19 protein-coding genes are annotated in these 19,931 nt (G+C 66.7%); 6 read left to right on the top strand and 13 right to left on the bottom strand.

Annotated elements, in window-relative coordinates:
* Nucleotide 1 precedes the first annotated feature (1 nt).
* From AC1Q7F_RS04720 to fliF, 5 genes are read right to left on the bottom strand one after another with little or no spacing between them, the layout of a single operon-like run.
* A complete protein-coding gene (locus tag AC1Q7F_RS04720) occupies nt 2–313 on the bottom strand; it encodes an EscU/YscU/HrcU family type III secretion system export apparatus switch protein (protein ID WP_492504318.1) in 312 nt (103 codons plus the stop codon).
* Nucleotides 310–1,080 carry a flagellar type III secretion system pore protein FliP gene (fliP, locus tag AC1Q7F_RS04715; protein WP_492504316.1) on the bottom strand — a complete coding sequence of 257 codons (771 nt, stop codon included), beginning with the start codon at nt 1,078–1,080 and terminating at the stop codon, nt 310–312. The genes AC1Q7F_RS04720 and fliP overlap by 4 nt, the downstream gene beginning before the upstream one ends.
* A gap of 33 nt (nt 1,081–1,113) precedes the next feature.
* Nucleotides 1,114–1,443 (bottom strand): flagellar motor switch protein FliN, encoded by a 330-nt coding sequence (fliN, locus tag AC1Q7F_RS04710; protein WP_492504314.1) that lies wholly within the window; start codon nt 1,441–1,443, stop codon nt 1,114–1,116.
* A gap of 30 nt (nt 1,444–1,473) precedes the next feature.
* Nucleotides 1,474–2,151 (bottom strand): FliH/SctL family protein, encoded by a 678-nt coding sequence (locus AC1Q7F_RS04705; protein WP_492504313.1) that lies wholly within the window; start codon nt 2,149–2,151, stop codon nt 1,474–1,476.
* On the bottom strand, nt 2,148–3,782 hold the full coding sequence (gene fliF, locus AC1Q7F_RS04700) for a flagellar basal-body MS-ring/collar protein FliF (protein WP_492504311.1): 1,635 nt from the start codon (nt 3,780–3,782) through the stop codon (nt 2,148–2,150). Before fliF ends, AC1Q7F_RS04705 begins: the two co-directional genes overlap by 4 nt.
* 231 nt (nt 3,783–4,013) lie before the next feature.
* Here fliF and AC1Q7F_RS04695 point away from each other — a divergent pair, with 231 nt between their 5' ends.
* From AC1Q7F_RS04695 to AC1Q7F_RS04680, 4 genes are read left to right on the top strand one after another with little or no spacing between them, the layout of a single operon-like run.
* Nucleotides 4,014–4,490 (top strand): flagellar basal body-associated FliL family protein, encoded by a 477-nt coding sequence (locus tag AC1Q7F_RS04695; protein WP_492504309.1) that lies wholly within the window; start codon nt 4,014–4,016, stop codon nt 4,488–4,490.
* A 12-nt stretch (nt 4,491–4,502) separates the two neighbouring features.
* Nucleotides 4,503–5,552 (top strand): flagellar motor switch protein FliM, encoded by a 1,050-nt coding sequence (fliM, locus tag AC1Q7F_RS04690; RefSeq protein ID WP_492504307.1) that lies wholly within the window; start codon nt 4,503–4,505, stop codon nt 5,550–5,552.
* A complete protein-coding gene (locus tag AC1Q7F_RS04685) occupies nt 5,533–5,976 on the top strand; it encodes a DUF6468 domain-containing protein (protein ID WP_492504305.1) in 444 nt (147 codons plus the stop codon). The genes fliM and AC1Q7F_RS04685 overlap by 20 nt, the downstream gene beginning before the upstream one ends.
* Entirely contained in the window at nt 5,966–6,643 is a 678-nt protein-coding gene (locus AC1Q7F_RS04680; protein WP_492504303.1) for a MotE family protein, read from the top strand. Before AC1Q7F_RS04685 ends, AC1Q7F_RS04680 begins: the two co-directional genes overlap by 11 nt.
* 31 nt (nt 6,644–6,674) lie before the next feature.
* Here the strand turns inward: AC1Q7F_RS04680 and AC1Q7F_RS04675 are convergent, their stop codons facing one another.
* The 8 genes from AC1Q7F_RS04675 to AC1Q7F_RS04640 form a co-directional block, all read right to left on the bottom strand.
* Nucleotides 6,675–7,772: an alpha-hydroxy acid oxidase gene (locus AC1Q7F_RS04675; RefSeq protein ID WP_492504301.1), complete on the bottom strand. Its 1,098-nt coding sequence runs from the start codon at nt 7,770–7,772 to the stop codon at nt 6,675–6,677.
* A gap of 80 nt (nt 7,773–7,852) precedes the next feature.
* Nucleotides 7,853–9,037 (bottom strand): aspartate aminotransferase family protein, encoded by a 1,185-nt coding sequence (locus AC1Q7F_RS04670; protein ID WP_492504299.1) that lies wholly within the window; start codon nt 9,035–9,037, stop codon nt 7,853–7,855.
* A gap of 24 nt (nt 9,038–9,061) precedes the next feature.
* Nucleotides 9,062–10,471, bottom strand: a complete 1,410-nt coding sequence (locus AC1Q7F_RS04665) for an FAD-binding oxidoreductase (protein ID WP_492504297.1) — start codon at nt 10,469–10,471, stop codon at nt 9,062–9,064.
* Nucleotides 10,458–11,489, bottom strand: a complete 1,032-nt coding sequence (locus tag AC1Q7F_RS04660; protein WP_492504295.1) for a 2-oxoadipate dioxygenase/decarboxylase family protein — start codon at nt 11,487–11,489, stop codon at nt 10,458–10,460. The genes AC1Q7F_RS04665 and AC1Q7F_RS04660 overlap by 14 nt, the downstream gene beginning before the upstream one ends.
* A 223-nt stretch (nt 11,490–11,712) precedes the next feature.
* Nucleotides 11,713–12,549 carry a 5-dehydro-4-deoxy-D-glucuronate isomerase gene (gene kduI, locus AC1Q7F_RS04655; protein ID WP_492504293.1) on the bottom strand — a complete coding sequence of 279 codons (837 nt, stop codon included), beginning with the start codon at nt 12,547–12,549 and terminating at the stop codon, nt 11,713–11,715.
* 23 nt (nt 12,550–12,572) lie between these two features.
* Nucleotides 12,573–13,727: a glycoside hydrolase family 88/105 protein gene (locus AC1Q7F_RS04650; protein ID WP_492504291.1), complete on the bottom strand. Its 1,155-nt coding sequence runs from the start codon at nt 13,725–13,727 to the stop codon at nt 12,573–12,575.
* Nucleotides 13,724–15,028, bottom strand: coding sequence for an MFS transporter (locus AC1Q7F_RS04645; protein WP_492504289.1), 1,305 nt, complete (start codon nt 15,026–15,028; stop codon nt 13,724–13,726). The genes AC1Q7F_RS04650 and AC1Q7F_RS04645 overlap by 4 nt, the downstream gene beginning before the upstream one ends.
* Before the next feature lie 192 nt (nt 15,029–15,220).
* Nucleotides 15,221–15,943 carry a FadR/GntR family transcriptional regulator gene (locus AC1Q7F_RS04640; RefSeq protein WP_492504287.1) on the bottom strand — a complete coding sequence of 241 codons (723 nt, stop codon included), beginning with the start codon at nt 15,941–15,943 and terminating at the stop codon, nt 15,221–15,223.
* Between the two features lie 137 nt (nt 15,944–16,080).
* Here AC1Q7F_RS04640 and AC1Q7F_RS04635 point away from each other — a divergent pair, with 137 nt between their 5' ends.
* Both AC1Q7F_RS04635 and AC1Q7F_RS04630 read left to right on the top strand, forming a co-directional pair.
* A complete protein-coding gene (locus tag AC1Q7F_RS04635) occupies nt 16,081–17,004 on the top strand; it encodes a DUF4861 family protein (protein ID WP_492504285.1) in 924 nt (307 codons plus the stop codon).
* Nucleotides 17,005–17,295: 291 nt separating this feature from the next.
* Nucleotides 17,296–19,905, top strand: a complete 2,610-nt coding sequence (locus AC1Q7F_RS04630) for a TonB-dependent receptor (protein ID WP_492504284.1) — start codon at nt 17,296–17,298, stop codon at nt 19,903–19,905.
* The last annotated feature ends 26 nt before the right edge of the window (nt 19,906–19,931 follow it).

The raw sequence follows: 19,931 nt of genomic DNA, 5'->3' as shown, positions 1-19,931 counted from the left end.
GTCAGGGTGTGGGCTGGGACGGGGTTTGCCCGCCCAGACGGTGGTTGAGGCGGTAGAGGTGGCTCAGCACCTCGGCCACGGCCATCATCGCCTCCAGCGGGATGTCGGTGCCGGGCTCCACGGCGGCCAGCAATCCGGCCAAGTCGCTATCCTCCCGCACCGGCACACCATGCGCGAAAGCCAGTGCCACGATGCGTTCGGCCACCGCGCCACGGCCGCTGGCGGTGACGCGGGGCAGGGCATCGTCGCCGCGGCGATAGTTCAGGGCGGCGGCACGGGCCCTGGGGTCGGGTCGGTCGGGGTGCTGGTTCATCCCGTCCCCCCGTAGGATCGGATCAGGCTCTGCGCCACCAGCAGCCAGCCATCGACCAGCACGAAGAAGATGATCTTGAAGGGCAGAGAGATGACGACGGGCGGCAGCATCATCATGCCCATGGCCATCAGCACGGCGGCCACGATCATGTCGACCACCAGGAAAGGCAGGAACAGCATGAAGCCGATCTCGAACGCCCGGCGCAGTTCGGAGATCACGAAGGCGGCGATCAGGGTGCGCAGCCCCGGCTCGGCATTGGCGGCGGCCGGCGTCTCCGGTGCCGCCTGGCCCGGCGGGGTGCCGGCGATGCCGGCCAGCGACTGGAACGCCGAAAGGTCCTTGGGCCGGACATGCGCCTTCATGAAGGCGCGGAACGGTTCCACGGTGCGTTCCAGGGCCTGTTCCTCGGTGATCTGGCCATCGACCAGGGGCTGAACCCCCTCCACCCAGGCCTTGTCCATGGTCGGGCCCATGATATAGGCGGTCAGCAACAGACCCAGCCCCACCAGCACCATGTTGGGCGGCGTCTGCTGCAAGCCCAGGGCGGAGCGCAGCAGCGACAGCACCACGACGATGCGGGTGAAGCTGGTGACCATGACCAGCAGGCCCGGCGCCACCGACAGCACCGTGACCAGCGCCATCACCTGTACCAGCCGGCCGGAGAAGGAGGCGCCACCAGCCCCGGCATCAAGCGTGATGGACTGTGCCAGGGCCGGGCTGCCGATCAGCAGGGCCAGGGCCAGCAGGGGGAGGAGGAAACGCGCCATCCTGCGCCGTCCTTCTGAACGGGGGGCCATGTCTCAGATCAGCCCCAGTTCGCTTTTGACGATCTCGGTCATGGTCACGCCCAGATGGCCCTTGTCGACGATCACCACCTCGCCCCGCGCGATCAGCCGGTCATTGACATAGACATCGACCGCCTCGCCCACCTTGCGGTCCAGTTCCACCACGGCGCCGCGTCCCAGCTTCAGCAGCTGGCTGACCGGCATGGTGGTGCAGCCCAGCACGACCTGGACATTGACGGGGACATTGAAGATGGCCTTCAACTCGTCCCGGTCCTGCGGGGCGACGGGTTCATCCTCGGCGGGGGCAGTGCTGGCGCCGGGGAAGGTGGCCTGCGGATTTGCCATGGATCGGTTCCTTGATGGTTGGTTGCAGGGTCAGCGGCGGTTGCGGCTGCCGACGGTCAGGCGGCTGACGGCGATGGCGATGGCGTCGCCCAGCGCACGTTCCAGGGCGCGGGGATCATGTTCGGCCCCGCCGGTGCCCCAGTCGGCCATGGCCGCCCCGCCGGGCAGGGTGGCGTCGGCGACCAGATGCACATCGCCCTTGAACCCGGCCTCGGCCGCCATGATCTCGATCTCCGCCCTGATGGGCTCCAGCGAGGTGGGCGCCAACCGGATTTCCAGCCTTGGGCGGCCGATGGCGGCGCGCAGGATGTCGCGCACCAGCAGGTCCAGTTCCGCATCGGCGGCGGCGTCCAGCAAAGGCGGGGCCAGCCGTGCCACCAGGGCGGTCACGACGCGTACCGCGTCATGTTCCAGCCGGCTGTGGAACGCGGACAGCTCGGCCAGACCCGTGCGCAGGGACGCGTCGATGGCGGTCAGGGCCTGGGCGTGCTGCGCCTCGGCGGATTGGCGGGCGGCCTGCTGGCCGCGTTCGAACCCGTCGCGTTCGCCCAGGTCCATGCCTTGCCGATAGGCACGGTCGCGCACGGCGGCCAGATCTTCCTCCGTAAAGCCGCCCGTCTGGAAGGCGGGTTCCGGAGCCGCTGGGGCCACGTCCAGAACATTGTCGCCGGGGAAATGCGTGTCGAACAGGAAGGGGCGCATGGTCACGGGTTGGCCTCATAGATCCAGCTGCGCAGCACGTTGATGCTGTCTTCGGGATGGGTGTCGACCATGGCCGCCAGACGGCGCAGCGCCGACGCACTGACGCCGCCTTCGACGGAGCGCAGATCGACCAGCTCGTCGAAATCCAGGTCCGGCTCATCCTCGTCATCATCGCCACCGGACGACGCGATCTCCGTGCCCGGCGTGGTGTCATGGCCAAGCTGCGGCGCCTGGGTGCTGGCGATGTCGGCGGCCAGTTGCGGGCCGGCGGCACCGGCGGCCCCCGCCAGGGCTGGTTCCGGCGCGATGCCCAGGATGGTACGGCCCAGCAGGGGGCGCAGGGCCAATACCGCCAACAGGGTGACGGCAATGGCCGCCACGGCCCAGGGCAGCCAGCCCCTGCCGAAGCCGGCATCGGCCGCCATCACCGGTCCGCCGCCGCGGGATGCCGGTTCGGCCAGGAACTGCAAATTCTCCACCGTCACCTGATCGCCGCGCGTCTGGGAAAAGCCGATGGCGGTGCGCACCACATTTTCCACTTGGCGCAGCTCCGCCTCGCTGCGCGGCTGATAGGTGCTGGTGCCGTCGGCGGCGGTGGCGTAGGTGCCGTTGACCACGACGGCCACGGCCAGACGGCGGATATCGCCGGCATCCTGCACCCGCTCGCGCTGGCGGCTGCTGATCTCGTAATTGGTGGTCTCCTCGTCGCGCGCCGTTTCGCTGCGCGACCCGGTGGCGGCGCCCTGGTTGACATCCTCCAGCGGCAGATTCTGCTCCACGGTTGTCGGCGTCTCCGTCTGGCGATCCTGGGCGCTTTCGCGTTCCGCCACGTTCTGGACGGAGCGTTCGACCCGGCCATTGGGGTCGAACACCTGCTCGCGCAGCGTCTCCCGCCCCAGATCGATCTCCGCCGCCACCCGCACCCGGACATTGCCGGGGCCGAACTTGGGCACCAGGATCTCCTCCACCGCCCGCGCCAGCCTTTGTTCGGCCGCCGCGCGCAACTCCTCCGCCCGGACCAGGGCCAGACCGTCGGCGGCCTCTCCCTCGGCGGCCAGGATAACGCCGTTGGCATCCATGACGGTGACGGCCCCCGGCCGCATGCCCGGCACGGCGGCGGCCACCAGATGGCGCACGGCCAGGGCTTGCGACCGGTCCAACCCCGCCGTGACGGAGCGGACGACGACCGACGCCGCCGGGGCCGTGGCATTGGGCTGGAAACTGTCGCTGTCGGGCACGGACAGGTGGACGCGGGCCGACTTGACGCCGTTCAGCGTCTGGATGGTGCGCACCAGCTCACCCTCCGTGGCGCGCAGCTTGTTCACCTTCTGCATGAAGGAGGTGAGGCCCAGCGCGCCCTGGCTGTCGAACAGCTCATACCCCACGCCGCCGGCACTGGGCAGGCCCTGCTGCGCCAGCTGCATGCGGATGCGGGGGATGGCGTCCTGGGGCACGCGGATGGCACCACCGGCACCGTCCACCTCATGCGGGACATCCATGGTCTGCAGCTGGGCCAGGATGCGCCCGGCCTCCGCATCGTCCAGCCCGGCATAGAGCACACCCAGGCTGGGCCGTGAAACGGAGTAGGCGATGATGCCCACCGATGCCAGCACCGCCACCGCGATCGCGCTCAGCATCACCAGCCGCCGCGGTCCAAGTGCCATCAGGTTCTGAAGGAGGTTCGCCACCCTGGTGCCTCGGCTCTTTAACGTTTCTGGAAACCAGCCCCGGTATGTTTTGACCCGTGGACTGAACGCCACCTTAGCCGAGCCACTTTTAACGGGCGTAAAAACGGCGACAGGTGGAGATCAGAAAAATCCGAATAAAATTCACCCGATTTCGGGTCATGATCTGTGGTGGGGTCAAGAATGACTGACAGTACATTTGACCGGCTGGAGAAACGTCTGCCGCCACCGGGCACGAATGTCCGCAAACATCTGTATGTTGTTGCGGGTGTCTTTATTCTGGGCCTGGCCGGCGGCCTGATCGCCGGACGGATGCAGGCGGAGGGGGAGGCGGCGAAAGCCATTCCCGCCGCCCCATCTTCTGACCGTTTCGTCATGCTGCCGGAACTGACGGTCAATCTGCGCGCCACCGCCACCGTGAAGCTGATGAAAATCGGCGTCACCCTGCGCACCGCACCCGACCAGCGGCAGAATCTGGCGCAGCTGGAACCGCTGCTGGTGGACGAGATGCAGCAATATCTGCGGGCCCTGGACGAGAACGACCTGGAGGGCCGCCTGGGCGTCGAAAATCTGCGGGCCGAGCTGCTGCGCCGTGTGCGGACCATCGCCAATCCGGTCCCGGTCGACGCAGTGCTGCTGCGCACGCTGATCCTGCAATAGGAGGTTTGGGCGATGAGCGATCCGACCATGGGCCAGGAAGAGGATGTCCATTCCGCCTGGGAAAGCATGCTGGCGGGTGAGGGCGACAAGATGCTGAACCAGTCGGAGATCGACCGGCTGATGCAGTTCGAGGAGGCGGACGGTGCGGCCCCGCGCAGCGTCATCGACCAGATCGTCAATTCCAGCTTCGTGAATTACGACCGGCTGCCCATGCTGGACGTGATTTTCGACCGGCTGGTGCGGATGATGAGTTCCAGCTTCCGCAACCTCACGTCGGGCAATGTGGAGGTGACGGGGGTGGCCCCGGCCGCCGTGCGCTTCGGCGATTTCCTGTCCTCCATCCCGCTGCCGTCGCTGATCACGGTGGTTAAGGCGGAGGAATGGGACAGCACCCTTTTGCTGACCGTGGATAGCGAGCTGATCTATTCCATCGTTGACATCCTGCTGGGTGGGCGGCGCAGCGAGCCGGCCCCCATCGATGGCCGCCCCTATACGGTGATCGAACGCGCGCTGGCGGAGCGGGTGATCAAGATGGTGCTGCGCGATCTGGGATCGGCGTTCGCACCGCTGACCGAGGTGCGCTTCGTGGCGGAGCGGATCGAGACCAATCCGCTGTTCGCCACCATCGCCCGATCCAACAATGCCGCCGTGCAGGTGACTTTCAACGCCCAGCTGGACGGGCGCACGGGATCGATCAGCCTGCTGATCCCCTATGCGGCGCTGGAGCCGGTGCGCAATGTCCTGCTTCAGCAATTCATGGGGGAGAAATTCGGCCGCGACAGCATGTGGGAGAACCACCTGAAGCACGAGCTGCGCCGCACCAATGTCGATCTTTCCGCCGTGCTGGGGCAGGCCAATGTCAATCTGGCCGACATCCTATCCTGGAAGCCCGGCACGCAGCTGACCCTGGATGCGCGCACCGATGCGCGCGCCACACTGAGCTGTGGCCATGTGGCGATGTTCCAGGGGGAGATGGGCCAGCGCAACGGCCGCATCGCCATCCGCATCGAAACCGACCTGGGCGGCCAGGACGAGGTGATCCATGGTCTTACCCGGCGTTGAGGCCCTGGCGCCGCTGGTCAGCCTGACCCTGGCGGTGCTGTTCGCGGCCACCCTGTTCGTGCTGGCCCGCCTGCACGGGCGGGTGGCGGCGATGCGCGGTGCCCAGGCGGAGCTGCGCGGGCTGCTGCGCGCCTGTTCGGACGCGGTGGACGGGGCGGAACGATCCGTCACCAGCCTGCGTCAGGCGGCCCAGAATCTGGCCGGCGATCTGGGGCGGACGATGGACGAGGCGGAAAGCCTGCGCGCCGAGATCGACCGCACCTGTACCGCCGCCCGCCAGGCGTTGGAACGGCTGGGGCCGTTGATGACAGAGGAAGCGGCACCGCCGCCGTCACCCACGCCCGTCGGAACACAGAGGACACAGGCCGGCCCGGTGGAACGTGCCGCCATGCGCCTGTTCAGGGAGACCATCCGTGGCCTTTGACAAAGCCAAGCTGGCAACGCTGCTGACAAGCCGTCCGCGCCTGCTGCCCACTGCCGTCGCCGTCGCGGCTTTGGCCATCCCGCTCTATGCCGCCGCCATGGTGGCCCGCGTCGGCGGGGCATCGGCGGAGGTGGCGAGCCCGGAACCGGTCCCGCCACCCGTTGCGGCGACACCTTTGGCCCAGGGCTATACCGACCTTCTGGCGGCCAAGCTGGCGGCCCCCCCCGACACGCCGGGCCCGGCCCGCTGCGACCCGGCGTTGGCCGACCTGCTGGCGGCGGAACGGCAGTCGCTTTCCGACCGGCGGACGGAGCTGGACCTGCGGGCGCAGATGCTGGCGGCGGCGGAGATGAAGGCTGGCGAACAGCTGGCCCGGCTGGACCAGGCGCGCCAGGACGTCGCCAGCCTGCTGGACCGCCGCGCCGCTATGGCCAAGGCCGATCTGCAACGGCTGGTCGCCATCTATGAAAGCATGAAGCCCAAGGACGCGGCCCGCCTGCTGAACGAGACGGATGTGGAGATCCTGGTCGATCTGCTGGACCTGATGCAAGAACGCCGCTCCGCCCCCATCCTGGCGGAGATGGAGGCCGCCAAGGTCAACCAGCTGACGCGGACGCTGGCCTTGCGGAGAGTCCTGCCCGCTGATCGGCCGGTCAAGGCGCGGTGAGCGGCCGTCCGCCTGTCCGGACCATTTGGGATCAATCCATCAGGACGGAACGGTTGATGGACGCGATGTCCCGGCAGCCGGTCAACGCCATGGCCAGTTCCAGCTCCGCCCGCAGGATGCGGATGACATGGGCCACGCCCGGCGCGCCGGCCGCCGCCAGGGCGAAGATATAGGGCCGTCCCACCAGCACGGCCCGGGCCCCCAGCGCCAGAGCGCGCAGCACGTCCGTCCCCCGCCGGATGCCGCCATCCATCAGCACCGGGATGGCCGCGTTCACCGCCGCCGCGATGGGGGGCAGCAGGTCGATGCTGGCCGGCACCCCGTCCAGCGTGCGCCCGCCATGGTTGGAGACGATCAGGCCATCCATGCCGGCCTCTACCGTGCGGCGCGCATCACCGGGATCGGTGATGCCCTTCAGGATGATGGGCAGCTGCGTCAGCCCGCGCAGCCAGGCCAGATCGTCCCAGGTCGGTGCCAGGTCCAGCAGCGGTGTGCCGAACAGCAGGGCGCCACGCGGAGCCGGCGGGGGCGGTTGCATGCCGGCCAGATTGACGGGACCGATGCCCGGCGGCAGGGCAAAACCCGCCCGCTGTTCCCGGTTGCGCAATCCGTTCACCGGCGCATCCACCGTCACCACCAGCGCCTTGTACCCTGCCGCCTCCGCCCGGCGCACCAGATCGGCGGTGAAGGCGCGGTCTGGCTGGATATAGAGCTGGAACCACAAAGGTGCTGTGGCATGGGCGGCGATATCCTCAATCATGATGCTGGCCTGGGTGCTGACCACCATGGCGGTATCCAGGGCGCCGGCCGCCATCACGGTGGCCAGCTCCCCGTCCGGGCTCACCAGCTTCTGATAGGCCACGGGTGCCAGCAGGATGGGGGCGGCCAGCGGCGTGCCGAACAGGTTGATGCCCGTGCCGCCGCCCGCCAAGTCGCGCAGCACGCGGGGGCGCAAGGTGCGGCGGGTAAAGGCCGCTATATTCTCCCGCAGCGTCCATTCGTCCCCGGCCCCGCCCGCGAAGTAGGCCCAGGCGGATGGGGTCATCCGCTCCCGGGCCAGCGGTTCATAATCGGTCAGGGCGGCAACCTCCTGCGGGATGGTGGCCAGGGGGGGCAGGGGATCGCTCATATCATCAAAGCCGTGCGGCAGGTTGGACCGCTGGCATCCTAGCAGGGCCGCACCGCTTGCGAACTGATTTGACGCAAACGTCAGGACAGGGTGCGCAGGGCCTGGAACAGCTTCTCCACAGCCATCTCCACCTCCGCTTCCCCGATGATCAGGGGCGGCAGCAGGCGCGCGGTGTTGTCGCCGGCGCCGACCAGCAGCAGGCGCTGCGCCAGGGCGGCGCGCACCAGATCGGGTGGTGCCACCGTCAGGCGCAGGCCGCGCATCAGGCCGCGCCCGCGCACTTCCTGGATCAGGGCTGGGAAGGCGGCCTGCAGATTGCGCAGGCGGCGTTCCAGCAGATCGCCCATCTCCTGCACCCGCGTCAGGAAACCCGGCGCCAGCACCTGATCCAGCACGGCGCCGACCACGGCCATGGCCAGCGGATTGCCGCCGAAGGTGGTGCCATGTATGCCGGGTGTGAAGGCGGTCGCGGCAGGACCCGCCGCCAGGCAGGCACCCACGGGGAAACCGGCACCCAGCCCCTTGGCCGTCGCCACGATGTCGGGGCGCATAGCCGTGCCCGCGAACTGTCCCTCATGGGCGAACAGCCGGCCGGTGCGGCCGATGCCCGACTGTACCTCATCCAGGATCAGCAGCAGCCCGTGCCGGTCGCACAGGGTGCGCAGGCCTTGCATGAAGGCCGGTTCCGCCACCCGCACCCCGCCTTCACCCATGATCGGTTCCAGCAGGATGGCGGCGGTCTGCGGGCCGATAAGCGCCTCCACCGATGCCAGATCATTGAAGCACGCCCGGTCGAACCCGTCGACCAGCGGTTCGAACCCGCTGGTATATTTGGGCTGGCCGCCGGCCGTCACCGTGGCCAGGGTGCGGCCATGGAAGGCGCCCTCGAACACGATGGTGCGCCAGCGCTCCGGTTGGCCCTGCTTTTTCTGGGTATAGCGGGCCAGTTTCAGGGCGGCCTCCATCGCCTCCGCGCCGGAATTGCAGAAGAACACCTTCTCGGCGAAGGAATGATCGACCAGCAGGCGGGCCGCCCGTTCCTGCAACGGAATGCGCACATTGTTGGAACAGTGCCAGAGGCGCCCGGCCTGTTCCATCAAGGCGCCGACCACCGCCGGATGGCTGTGACCCAGGCTGGTGACGCCGATGCCCGACGAGAAATCCAGGTATCGCTGCCCGCGCTCATCCACCAGCCAGGCGCCGTTACCGCCGGTGAAGGCCACATCCTGGCGGGCATAGGTATTCATCAGGGCGCTGTCGGTCATGGGATCGGCTCCGGTGAGGAATGGTTACCAGCGGATGCGGCCCAGCAGGCCGGCCGGGTCCAGATGGGTCTGGATCAGGCGGGAGAGCTGCTGCTGCATCGGATCGGCAAAGGCCTGGTGGTAGGAGAGGTTGACGGGGCCGATGCCATGTTCGGCGCTGTAGGAACCGCCGAAATCCTGCACCAGCAACTGGTAAAGGCCCTGGCGGATGACGGACACCGTGTCGGGCGGGAAGGCGGCATCACGCTCGCGGGGGATCACCAGATTGAAATGGTCGCCGCCATCACCGCGATGGCCGAAACCAGAGATCAGCAGATCGGGATGGTGGGTTTGCACCCAATCGGTGGCGGCCCGGCGGAACGCCGTCATCCGGCCGCGCGGCAGCGACACGTCCAGCCCGATGACCCGGCCCAGCCCGCGCAACCCTTCAGAGATGGCGTGGCGCAGGGCCCAGAGATCGGCCGGCGGGCCGGGCACGGCATCGACGATCACACCGGCCTCATAGCCCTGTTCCAGCACCCCCAGCAGCAGCGCCTCCAGGTCCAGCCCGCTATCGCGGCCCGTGGCCGACATCAGCTCCACCAGGATGCATTCATCGGGTATGACCGTGCCGAACGGGTTGCGCAGCTGCGGCCGATGATGCAGGGCGGCGGACAGGGCGGGGCCGGTCATGCTTTCGAACGCCGACAGGAATTCCCCCGCCCGATCCTCGCACAGGGCCAGCAGGTCACCCACCCCGTCGCCGTCGCGCGGCACGACCAGGGCGGTGGCCACCTGTCGCGGCCGGGGCAACAGGTTCAGCACGGCACCGGTGACGATGCCGAAGCTGCCGCCCGTGCCGATGAACAGCTGTTTGGGGTCCAGCCCGGCGCTGTTCTTGCGCAAACCGCGCAGGTCGGACGTGACGGTGCCGTCGGGCAACACCACCTCCACCCCCAGCACATTATGGCGGACATCGCCATAGCGCAGGACGCGCGACCCGCCGGCATTGGTGGCGATCATGCCGCCCACTGTGGGGCTGGCGGAAATATCGATGGGAAACCACATTCCGTCGGCCGCTAGCCGCTCGTTCAACCGATCCAGGTCCCAGCCGGCATCCAGCGTGACGGTGCGGTTTGCCCGGTCCAGGTCGAACCGCCCGGTCAGGCGCTTCAGGCTCAGCACCACCTGGTCGCCGGAACTGTCCGGAACCGACGCGCCGACCAGCCCGGTATTGGCCCCTTGTGGCACCACCCGCACCCCGGCCGCGTGGCAGTGGCGCAGGATGGCGGCGACCTGGGGCGTGTCCGCCGGTCGCACCACCAGCCCCGCCCGGCCCCCGCCATAGCGAAAGGCGCTGGCATAGGGTGCCATGTCGCCAGCATCCGTCAGGACATGTCGGTCACCGACGATGGCCGCAAGGGCGGTAACCAGCCCGGCGTCAGGTCCGAGCATTGCCGGCCCCGGCGGCGGTCATCTTGAAGATGCCCTGGGCATTGGAACTGTCGAAGCGCAGGTCCAGGCCCTGGGGTGCTGTGTCATTGGCGATGGTCACGGCGTCACGGGAAATGAATTCATAGAAGCTGCCCGGCACGGCGCGGGTGACGACAGAGCCATCGGCGGCCATGAAGGGGCGCTGCACCTGCGCGGCGCGGATGGCAGTCTGGCGCACGGTGCCGCCGGCCGAGATTTCCACCGCTTCCTTCATGGGGAAGCCGCGTGCCTTCAACGCGTTGGCATGGGCAATGACGTCGGGCACGCGGTCGGTGGCGTGGTTGAAGCGGTTGCCTTCGGTCGAAATCCAGGCCAGCTCCGCCGATTCCGCCAGCACCGTCTCATAATCCGCCAGGCGCGGGGTGGGGTGGTGCCGGTCGAAGGCGCGGGCCAGTCGTGGCAGCAGGGCGGTGGCCTCGGACAGGGGCAGGCTGTGGCGGCGCGACAGCCGGTCCAGCAGCGCCTTCACCCAATTGTCCAGCGGGTCGGCGGATCGGCCGAAAATGGCGCGGGCCGCGTCCTGGGCCTTAGGCGTGAAACGCTCCACATGGATTTCGCTGACGAAATACTGGGCGATATCCTCGGGAAAATCGCGATGGGCATAGGCGCGGCCGGTCATGCGCAGCCGTTCCAGCGGATAGACGCCGGCTACGGCATAGCCCAGCGGTTCCAGGATGCGGCCGAAGGCGGCGGTGCCGCCCGGCAGGTCGCCCAGGTTGCCCGCCACGGTGCGCAGCGCGCCATGGTCGAACACCAGCTTGGCCCTGGGCGCCTGTTCGCGCACATAGCGGGCCCCCTCCGGCACCTCATCCAGCAGGCGCTGGAACAGGACCAGGGTCAGCGCCTTGGCCAGCACGGCGCGCGGCACCTCCGCCCCGTCCGTGTCGCGCAGCGCGGGGCGGATGTCGAACAGGTCCAGCAGATGTGTCGCATTGTCCGCACCCAGGATGGCGGCGGTCAGCGCGTGCAGGTGGCTCATCGGAAATCTCCCAGGCGGCGCGCAGGCGCCAGGCGTGGCTTTGCGTTGGAATTGCAAGGGCATAGTGCCCCGCGTTCCAGCCAGGGAGAAGTCGGCGAACGGACAATATGCAGGCCAAATCACGGCGATGCGCCGGCTTGCGGCGGCGAAACGGCAGGTGGCGGCCCACGACCCTGCAGCACTGCATGATCTGGACCTGTCAGCCAGTCCGCGCCGGGGGCCCTCAGCAGAGCTGGCAGATATCCTGCACATCCATGTCGTTGTAATCCAGGTTCTCACCCGCCATGGCCCAGATGAAGCTGTAGGACCGGGTACCGCAGCCCATATGCACCGACCAGGGCGGGGAGATCACCACCTCCTCATTGCCCATCACCATGTGGCGCAGCTGGTCGGGCGGGCCCATATAGTGGAAGACGCGGTCGTCGGGCTCCAGGTCGAAATAGAGATAGATCTCCGACCGCCGCTCATGCAGATGCGGGGGCATGGTGTTCCACACGCTGCCCGGTTCCAGAATGGTCATGCCCAGGCAGAGCGAGGCGCTGTCGCAGGTGTGCGGCAGGATCAGTTGATAGATCGAACGGGCGTTGGAGGTTTCCAGGCTGCCGCGCTGGATCGGCGTCACCGCCGCCAGGTTGATCTTGCGCAAGGCGCAGGCGCGGTGGGCCGGCACGCTCAGCAGATAGAAGCGGGCCTGCTCGCCGGAGAAGCGCACATCCTTGCTGCCCATGGGGATGTACAGCGCCTCACGCGGGGCCAGGTCCAGGCGCTTTCCATCCACCTCCACCGCGCCGGCACCGGTACCGATATTGACGACACTCATTTCGCGGCGTTCCAGCAAGGGGTGGCCGGCGGCACTGGCGGGTTCGGTCTGGGCGGGCAGGGTCAGGATGTCCCCGGCCGGCACCACGCCGCCGATGATGAACCGCTCTCCATGCGAATAGGTGAGCACCAGTTCGCCGGCCCGGAACAGGCCGCCGACCAGATAACGGTCGCGCAAATCATCGTTCGACGCCCCCGCCATCATGGCGGGATGCGTCGCGTAATAGGTTTTTTCGAACAAGGTCGCCTCCGGCGATGGAACTGTCAGAGTTTCGATAGGGCACTGGCGGCCAGCAGGAAGGCGCCGACGCCGTAATATTGCGTGTCCTGGGGCTCCACCTGTTCCGGCCGGTCGCTGACCTGCTGTACCCAGCCCAGGCGCCCGTCGGGCTGGATGGAGCGGACCAGGGCGTCCCAGCCGCGCCGCGCCACCGGTTCATAGGATGCACGGTCCAGCAGGCCGGCGGTCACGCCCCAGGCGATGGCATGGGTATAGAAGCCCGTACCACTGGATTCCGCAGGCGCGTTCTCCGGTGCCAGCAGCGAGGGCGGCCAATAGCCGTCCGGCTTCTGCGTGGCCTTGATCTTGGCGGCCATCTCCTTGAACAGGGTCTCCATCGCCACGCGGTCGCGGCTGCCCGGTTCCAGCAGCGGGATGGTGCGGGCGATGCCGGAAAGCACCCAGCCATTGCCCCGGCTCCAGAACATCTTGCGCTGCTGGTCATCGCGGCGTTCGAAGAAGCGGCTGTCGCGGTAATAGAGACTTTCGGCCGGGTCATAGAGGAAATCGGTCGTGGCCCAGAATTCCTTCAGCGCAAAGTCACGATACCGGTTGTCACCCGTCTGCCGCGACATCTCGATAAAGGCGGGCGGCGACATGAACAGCGCATCGCACCAGCACCAGCGCTTCAGGCATTCCGCATCGTTATAGCCCGTGGGCGGCACGTAGAAAGCCAGATTGACACGGGCCGGATTGGCCAGCACGAAATCGAACACTTTGCGCGCCTGGGTAATGACCGCCGGGTTCGCGCCGTGCCGGGCGGCCCAGAGATAGGCCTGGCCGATCGTGTGGTCGTCGGCGTGATAGGGGCGGTCGGCCAGTTGCCAGCCATTGGTCGTGCCCATCTCCATCACGGCCTTGGCGATGTCGGGCGCGCCCCCGGCATCGGCCAGTTCCGTCATGCCGATCCAGAACACGGCCTGTTCCCAGCCGCGCGGGTTACGGGTGCCGCCCGTGGCGCGGGGGATGTGGCTGCTGTCCATGTGTTTGAGCTGCCAGCGGGCCAGCGTTACCGCCGTGTCGATGGCGCTACGCGCCGCCGGGGTCTGGGCGGCGGCCTGGGCCGTCGCCGGCACCGTCAGAACGGGCAGGGCCAGAAGCGGCGCCAGGGCGAGAAGGGCAAGGGCGTTGGGCTTCATGGCGCGCTTCCTTGGGCGGGCGGGTTGACGGCGGCGAGGCGCGGGCTGAGCAGGTGAAGGGCGGCCAAAGCGAACAGATAGGCAGTGCCGGCCACGGTGAAGATCAGGGCATAGGAACCCGTGGCCCCCAGAATATAACCGACAAACTTGGCGATCATCATGCCACCGATGGCACCGGCCGTGCCGCCGATCCCCACCACGGAGCCGACGGCGGCGCGCGGGAACAGGTCGGACGGCAAGGTCAGCAGATTGGCGGAAAATGCCTGATGCCCCGCCGTGGCCAGCCCGATCAGCAGCACCGCCAGCCAGAGATTATCCACATATTGCACGCCCACCACTGGCAGCACGGCCAGGGAGCAGAAGAACATGGTCAGCTTGCGCGCCTTGTTGGGGGTCAGCCCGGCCCGGATCATGCGCGACGATGCCCAACCACCCAGCACGCTGCCGACATCAGACAGCAGATAGATCGCCACCAGCGGCGGCCCGAAGCTTTTCAGGTCCAGCCCATAACGGCGGCCCAGGAAATCCGGCAGCCAGAACAGGAACATCCACCAGATGGGATCGGTCAGGAATTTCGGCACCGCATAGGCCCAGGTCTCCCGCACCAGGAACAGCCGGCGCCAGGGCATGCGCTCCACTTTGGGCGCCGGATCGCTGCGGATCAGGGCCAGTTCTTCCGGCGTCACGCGTGGATGTTTTTCCGGGGACCGATAGAGCGTCAGCCAAGCCACCAGCCAGACCAGGCTGAACAGGCCGGTGATGACGAAGGCCGCGCGCCAGCCATAGGCCATGGTCAGCGCCGGGATCAGCAACGGCGTCACGATGGCGCCGACATTGGCCCCGGCATTGAAGATGCCGGTGGCGAACGCCCGTTCACGCTGCGGGAACCATTCGGTGACGGCCTTCAGCCCGGCCGGGAAATTGCCCGATTCACCCACGCCCAAGGCGAAGCGCACCATGGCGAACTGGGTCACGGTATGCGCCATGCCATGGGCGCAATGGGCCAGCGTCCAGAAGAAGAAGGCGATGGCATAGCCGAAGCGGGCACCGATCACATCGATGAAGCGGCCCACACCCAGAAAGCCGATGGCATAGGCAGCCTGGAACCAGAAGACGATGTCGGCATATTCCGCCTCCGTCCAGCCCAGGTCGGCCGACAGTACAGGCTTCAGCACGCCGATCATCTGGCGGTCGATATAGTTGATGGCGGTGGCCGCAAACAGCAGGCCGCAGATCACCCAGCGATAGCCCCGCGCCCGTCCGGCGGCGGCGGCGATGACGCCCTCGTGCTCGCCGCTCACAAGCGGGATTCCGGCTGCGAAAGGCTGAAGGCGGGCGAAGGACCGCCCGTGGATAGGTGTCGTTGCATGGTTCCTCCCGGTGCGGGCTTCGACCGCTTGAAAGTTATCATACAACTTAGGTCTTGCCGGTCAAGGCCACGCGTGGCGTTTTCCTCAGGCGCCGGAGCGGCTTCCGGTTGACCGCAAGCCGCTCTAGCCGTTCCGTCCCTTGCCGCGCCCCATGGCGCTCAGCATGGAATGGCGGGTCAGGCTTTCCTGCATATGGTGGCGGGAGGCGTCGCGGGCGCGTTGCGGGTCCATGCGGACGATGGCTTCCAGAATGGCTTCATGCTCGCCATGGACCTTGGCGGCATAGGACTGGTGCGCCTCGGCCGGCTGATCGCGCAGATAAAGACTGCGGGGCGGCACCAGGCGCAGGCCCAGGAATTCCACGAATCGGGTGTAATATTCATTCTGCGTGGCGCGCGCGATGGCCATATGGAAGGCGGTATCGGCCTTGGCGGCCGCCACGGGGTCGCCTTGCTGATCCTGCATCACCTGCAAGGCGTCCTGGATGGCACCGATATCGGCGGTGGTGCGACGGGATGCGGCCAATCCCGCCATCTCCGTCTCCACGCCCAGCCGCATCTCCAGCAGCTTCACGATGTCGGCCAGCTCGTTCAACTCGTCACGGGTGATCTGGAAGGCGCGGTATTCGGCCGTGTCGGCGACGAACATGCCGGAGCCCTGACGCGACACCGCCAGGCCCTGGGCCGTCAGCCGTGCCACCGCCTCGCGCACCACCGTGCGGCTGACATTCTCGGCCTCCGCGATCTCCTTCTGGGTGGGCAGCCGTGATCCGGGAGCCAGGTCGCCTGACCGGATCTTGGCCTCCAGCTTCACGAACAGCTCATCGGTCAGGGAGATGCTGCGCACCGCATCCTCACTCCCGTCCGTTGGCCGAGCCACAGCAACCCTACTTGTCATATCAGTCTCCACCAGCTATCCCTATTCTAACACCGACCGCAACAATGGTCGACCCGGTGTAATACCGGATAATGGGAGGTCGTCATATGTATTGGAACGGACGCGCCCTGATCGGGGCCGTGGCCCTGACCATGCTGGTTCCCGTCACCACATTGGCGCAGGAAAAAAGCCAGACTGTGCCACTGACCGCGCCGGCCGACCAGAGCCCGCGTGCGGCGGTAACCCTGGCCGACTACCGATATGACGACCTGATGTGGGAGAATGACAGAACCGCCCACCGCATCTATGGCCACGCGCTGGAGGTGGCGGAACCGCCATCCGGGTCCGGTATCGACAGCTGGGGCAAGAAGGTGGTCTGGCCCTATATGGACCGGCAGTTGCGCACCAGGGATTATCACAGTGACCTGGGCGAAGGGCTGGATTTCTATAATGTCGGCCAGGGGCGAGGCGCCGGTGGCCTGGGCATCTGGCATGACAACAAGCTGTGGACCTCGCGCAATTACCGGACCTATCGCATCCTGAAGAACGGCCCGGACGCCGCCGATTTCGAAGTCGATTACGCGCCCTGGCCTGTGGATGTGACGCGCAAGGCCTGGGAAACGCGGCGTTTCACCTTGCCCCTGGGCACGCATTTCACCCGCATGGTTTCCACCATCGCGTCCGACAGTGCCGACCCGCTGATCGTCGGCGTCGGTATCGGCAAGAAGACCACGGGTAATGGCGGTGACCTGACGGTGGACCGGGAAAAGGGCCTGATCTCATGGTGGGGGCCCGATGATCCGGCCCGCGGCCGTATGGCCGTGGCCCTGCGCGTCGATCCTGCCATGATCGCCGACATCCGTCAGGATGCCGACAACCACCTGGTCCTGCTGCGCGTCACGCCCGGCAAGCCGTTTGTCTATTATTCCGGATCGGCCTGGAGCCGGGGGCAGGGCGGGTTCAAGGACCGCGCTGCCTGGGACGCCCATGTCCGGCAGGAGCCGGTGGATTTTACCGTCCCGGCGCGCTGAGCACCGGCATCACACCCGATTTATTGTAAGACAACTACTTCTTCTATCCTCGAACCAGCCGGGAAGATGCAAGCGTTGCCTTCAGGTAACAGGTCTTCGACCCCATCAAAGTTGTCATACGAATTTGTTGACAGCTGGTCAGGCCAGCCGCATCATACCGTCATCGACCTCCTGGACCCGGCGCCGAAGCGCCGGCACCCCAGGTCGGGCGGTCAAAGATCATCCAAAGAAAAGACGGCACCACTTCACGCCAGAACGGAAGGGTGCCGCGCCACATGGGAGGGACAGGAAATGGCCAATCGGGCTCGAGGTGCATCCATTTTTGCGGGCGGTGTGTCGCTCGCGGCGCTGGCGGTGATGCCGGCCCTGGCGCAGAACGCCAGCAACGCCAATAACGAGGTGCCGATCCTGGAGGAGATCATCGTCACCTCCATCCGCGCCTCGCTGGAACAAGCGGCGGACATCAAGCGCGATGCCCCGCAGATCATGGACGTGATCACCGCCACCGATGTGGGCAAACTGCCGGACAGCAATGTCGCCGAAGCCCTGCAGCGCGTCACCGGCGTGCAGATCACCCGCGTGTTCGGCGAAGGCCAGTCGGTGTCGGTGCGCGGCCTGCAGCAGGTGCGCGTGGAAGTGGATGGCCGCACCCTGCTGGGCTGGTCAGCGCGCCTGTCGCCGCCGGAAAATGACCAGCTGGGCCGCTCCTCGGGTCTGGATTCGGTGCCTTCCAGCCTGTTCGGCAAGCTGGCCGTCTATAAGACGCCGCTGGCCAGCCAGGCCGAAGGCGGGCTGGGCGGTACGGTCAACCTGAGCACGCCCAAGCCCTTGAGCTTCAAGGAGCCGACCTTCTCCTTCCAGACCCAGGGCGTCTATTCCCAGGTCAGCGACAAGATCGAGCCGGCCTTCACCGGCTTCGGCACGACGAAATTCGCCGAGGGCCGCATCGGCGTGATGCTGGCCGGCGAATATCAGAAGCGCACCTCGACCACCCAGGCATTCGAGCGCAACAATTTCGTGAACCGCACCTATACGGGCGCCAATGCGGGCGTGAACCAGACGCCAGTCCTGCTGCAATATGAAAGTTTCGTGGTCGACCGGTCGCGCACCGGCCTGAACGGCGCCATCCAGTTCGAGGCGACGCCGGAGCTGACCATCACCGCCGACGCGCTCTATTCCAAGCTGGTCACCGGCCGTCACCAGGATTTCTTCGCCTTCCGCCTGCCCACCGGGGCCAATCCGGTTGCCAACCGGGTGACGGATGACGGCATGGTCGTGGCCGGCACCGCCAACGGCACCGTCACCACCGCCGGCCAGATCCGTAACGAACCCACCGAGAGCTTCCTCTATGGTCTGAACGGCAAGTACGAGGATGATGGCTTGACGGTGGAGGCCGACGGTTATTACAGCAAGGGCACGATCGACCAGACCATCCAGATCATCACGTTGCAGGCCACCGCGCCTGTGCCCGGCACCTTCGATTTCCGCGACAATACCGTGCCGTCGCTGGCGCTTGGCGGCACCTTCAACCCCACCAACTATGCCTCCTACAACCCGGCCGGCAATGGTGTGCGGTCCAACCGGCTGCTGGGCACGCTGGAGGAATGGACGGGCAAGCTGGATGTCAGTTACGAGCTGGACAGCGGCATCAAGATTTCCGGCGGTGCGCGCTATACCGACCTGGGGGCCCGGTCCAACGCCTATCGCAGTCAGGTGACCCCGACCCGCGCGGAGATCGAGCCCTATCTGAAGGTGATCGATGCCAGCGAATTCCTGAAGGACATTCCCGGCAATTTCCCGCGCAGCTTCCTCAGCACCGCGCCCACCTATGATTATGTGTTCACGCGCGCCCAGGCGGCCGAACCCAACCGCAATCCGGACGACCGCTCCACCCTGCTGCCTAATTCCCAGCGCGACTATACATTCAGCGAGAAGACCCTGGCCGGCTATCTGATGGTGTCGGGGGAGGGCGAGATCGGGGAGATCCCGTTCCGTGCCAATGCCGGCGTGCGCGTGGCCCGTACCCGGCTGACCATGGACACGTTCCTGAATGTCGGCACTGTCAGCACGGCGGTGCAGGACAAGAATTCCTATACCAACGTCCTGCCCAGCGCGAATATCGCCTTCAATGTCACCGACGACTTCCTGATCCGCCTGTCCGCCTCGCAGACCATGCAGCGCGCCTCGATCGCCGATCTGGCGCCGTCGACCTTCTTCAATGCCGCCAACCTGTCGGTCACCGGCGGCAATGCCGATCTGAAGCCGCCGGTCTCCACCCAGGGCGATATCAGCTTCGAATATTACACAGGAAAAGCCTCGCTAATCTCCGGTGCCATCTTCTACAAGGACGTGGATGATTTCATCGCCAGCTTCGTGACCACGGCCGTGGATACCAACCTGGACCCGCAGGGCCGTGAGCTGACCTTCTCCCGCCCGGAAAACCTGGCCAGTGCCAAGATCAAGGGGTTCGAGGTCGGCATCCAGCAGTTCCTGGACTTCCTGCCGCAGCCGTTCGACGGGTTCGGCTTCATCGCCAACTATACCTATTCGGACAGCGAGGATAATGCCGGCTTCCCCTTGGTCGCCGTGTCGAAGAACAGCTACAACCTGATCGGCCTGTACGAGAAGGGGCCGTTCTCCGCCCGCGTCGCCTATAATTACCGGGACGAGGCGGTGTTCGAATTCTCCGAAGGAAGGCCCAGCTTCATCGGCGCCCGTTCGCAACTGGACGCGCAGGTGGGGTATGAGATCACCAAGGGCATCTCGGTGTCGTTGCAGGCCCAGAACCTGCTGCCCAAGAAGTCGGCGACCTCGGAATACAGCAACTTCAACGAGACGGCCTTGAACAGCTACGCCCTGTCCGAACGCCGCTTCTCCGCAGGTTTGCGGGCGAAGTTCTGAGGATGGTGAAGCGGGGTGGCCTCCGG

It is taken from the genome of Niveispirillum sp. GW835-FHT14G11, from assembly GCF_058793615.1.
This window is presented reverse-complemented; position numbering and strand designations above follow the sequence as displayed.

What these genes read in the sequence shown, in the direction of transcription:
- AC1Q7F_RS04720 (WP_492504318.1), bottom strand. Translation starts at nt 313, where the DNA reads ATGAACCAGCACCCCGACCGACCCGACCCCAGGGCCCGTGCCGCCGCC.
- fliP (WP_492504316.1), bottom strand. Translation starts at nt 1,080, where the DNA reads ATGGCGCGTTTCCTCCTCCCCCTGCTGGCCCTGGCCCTGCTGATCGGC.
- fliN (WP_492504314.1), bottom strand. Translation starts at nt 1,443, where the DNA reads ATGGCAAATCCGCAGGCCACCTTCCCCGGCGCCAGCACTGCCCCCGCC.
- fliF (WP_492504311.1), bottom strand. Translation starts at nt 3,782, where the DNA reads ATGCTGAGCGCGATCGCGGTGGCGGTGCTGGCATCGGTGGGCATCATC.
- AC1Q7F_RS04695 (WP_492504309.1), top strand. Translation starts at nt 4,014, where the DNA reads ATGACTGACAGTACATTTGACCGGCTGGAGAAACGTCTGCCGCCACCG.
- fliM (WP_492504307.1), top strand. Translation starts at nt 4,503, where the DNA reads ATGAGCGATCCGACCATGGGCCAGGAAGAGGATGTCCATTCCGCCTGG.
- AC1Q7F_RS04685 (WP_492504305.1), top strand. Translation starts at nt 5,533, where the DNA reads ATGGTCTTACCCGGCGTTGAGGCCCTGGCGCCGCTGGTCAGCCTGACC.
- AC1Q7F_RS04675 (WP_492504301.1), bottom strand. Translation starts at nt 7,772, where the DNA reads ATGAGCGATCCCCTGCCCCCCCTGGCCACCATCCCGCAGGAGGTTGCC.
- AC1Q7F_RS04670 (WP_492504299.1), bottom strand. Translation starts at nt 9,037, where the DNA reads ATGACCGACAGCGCCCTGATGAATACCTATGCCCGCCAGGATGTGGCC.
- AC1Q7F_RS04665 (WP_492504297.1), bottom strand. Translation starts at nt 10,471, where the DNA reads ATGCTCGGACCTGACGCCGGGCTGGTTACCGCCCTTGCGGCCATCGTC.
- AC1Q7F_RS04660 (WP_492504295.1), bottom strand. Translation starts at nt 11,489, where the DNA reads ATGAGCCACCTGCACGCGCTGACCGCCGCCATCCTGGGTGCGGACAAT.
- AC1Q7F_RS04650 (WP_492504291.1), bottom strand. Translation starts at nt 13,727, where the DNA reads ATGAAGCCCAACGCCCTTGCCCTTCTCGCCCTGGCGCCGCTTCTGGCC.
- AC1Q7F_RS04635 (WP_492504285.1), top strand. Translation starts at nt 16,081, where the DNA reads ATGTATTGGAACGGACGCGCCCTGATCGGGGCCGTGGCCCTGACCATG.
- AC1Q7F_RS04630 (WP_492504284.1), top strand. Translation starts at nt 17,296, where the DNA reads ATGGCCAATCGGGCTCGAGGTGCATCCATTTTTGCGGGCGGTGTGTCG.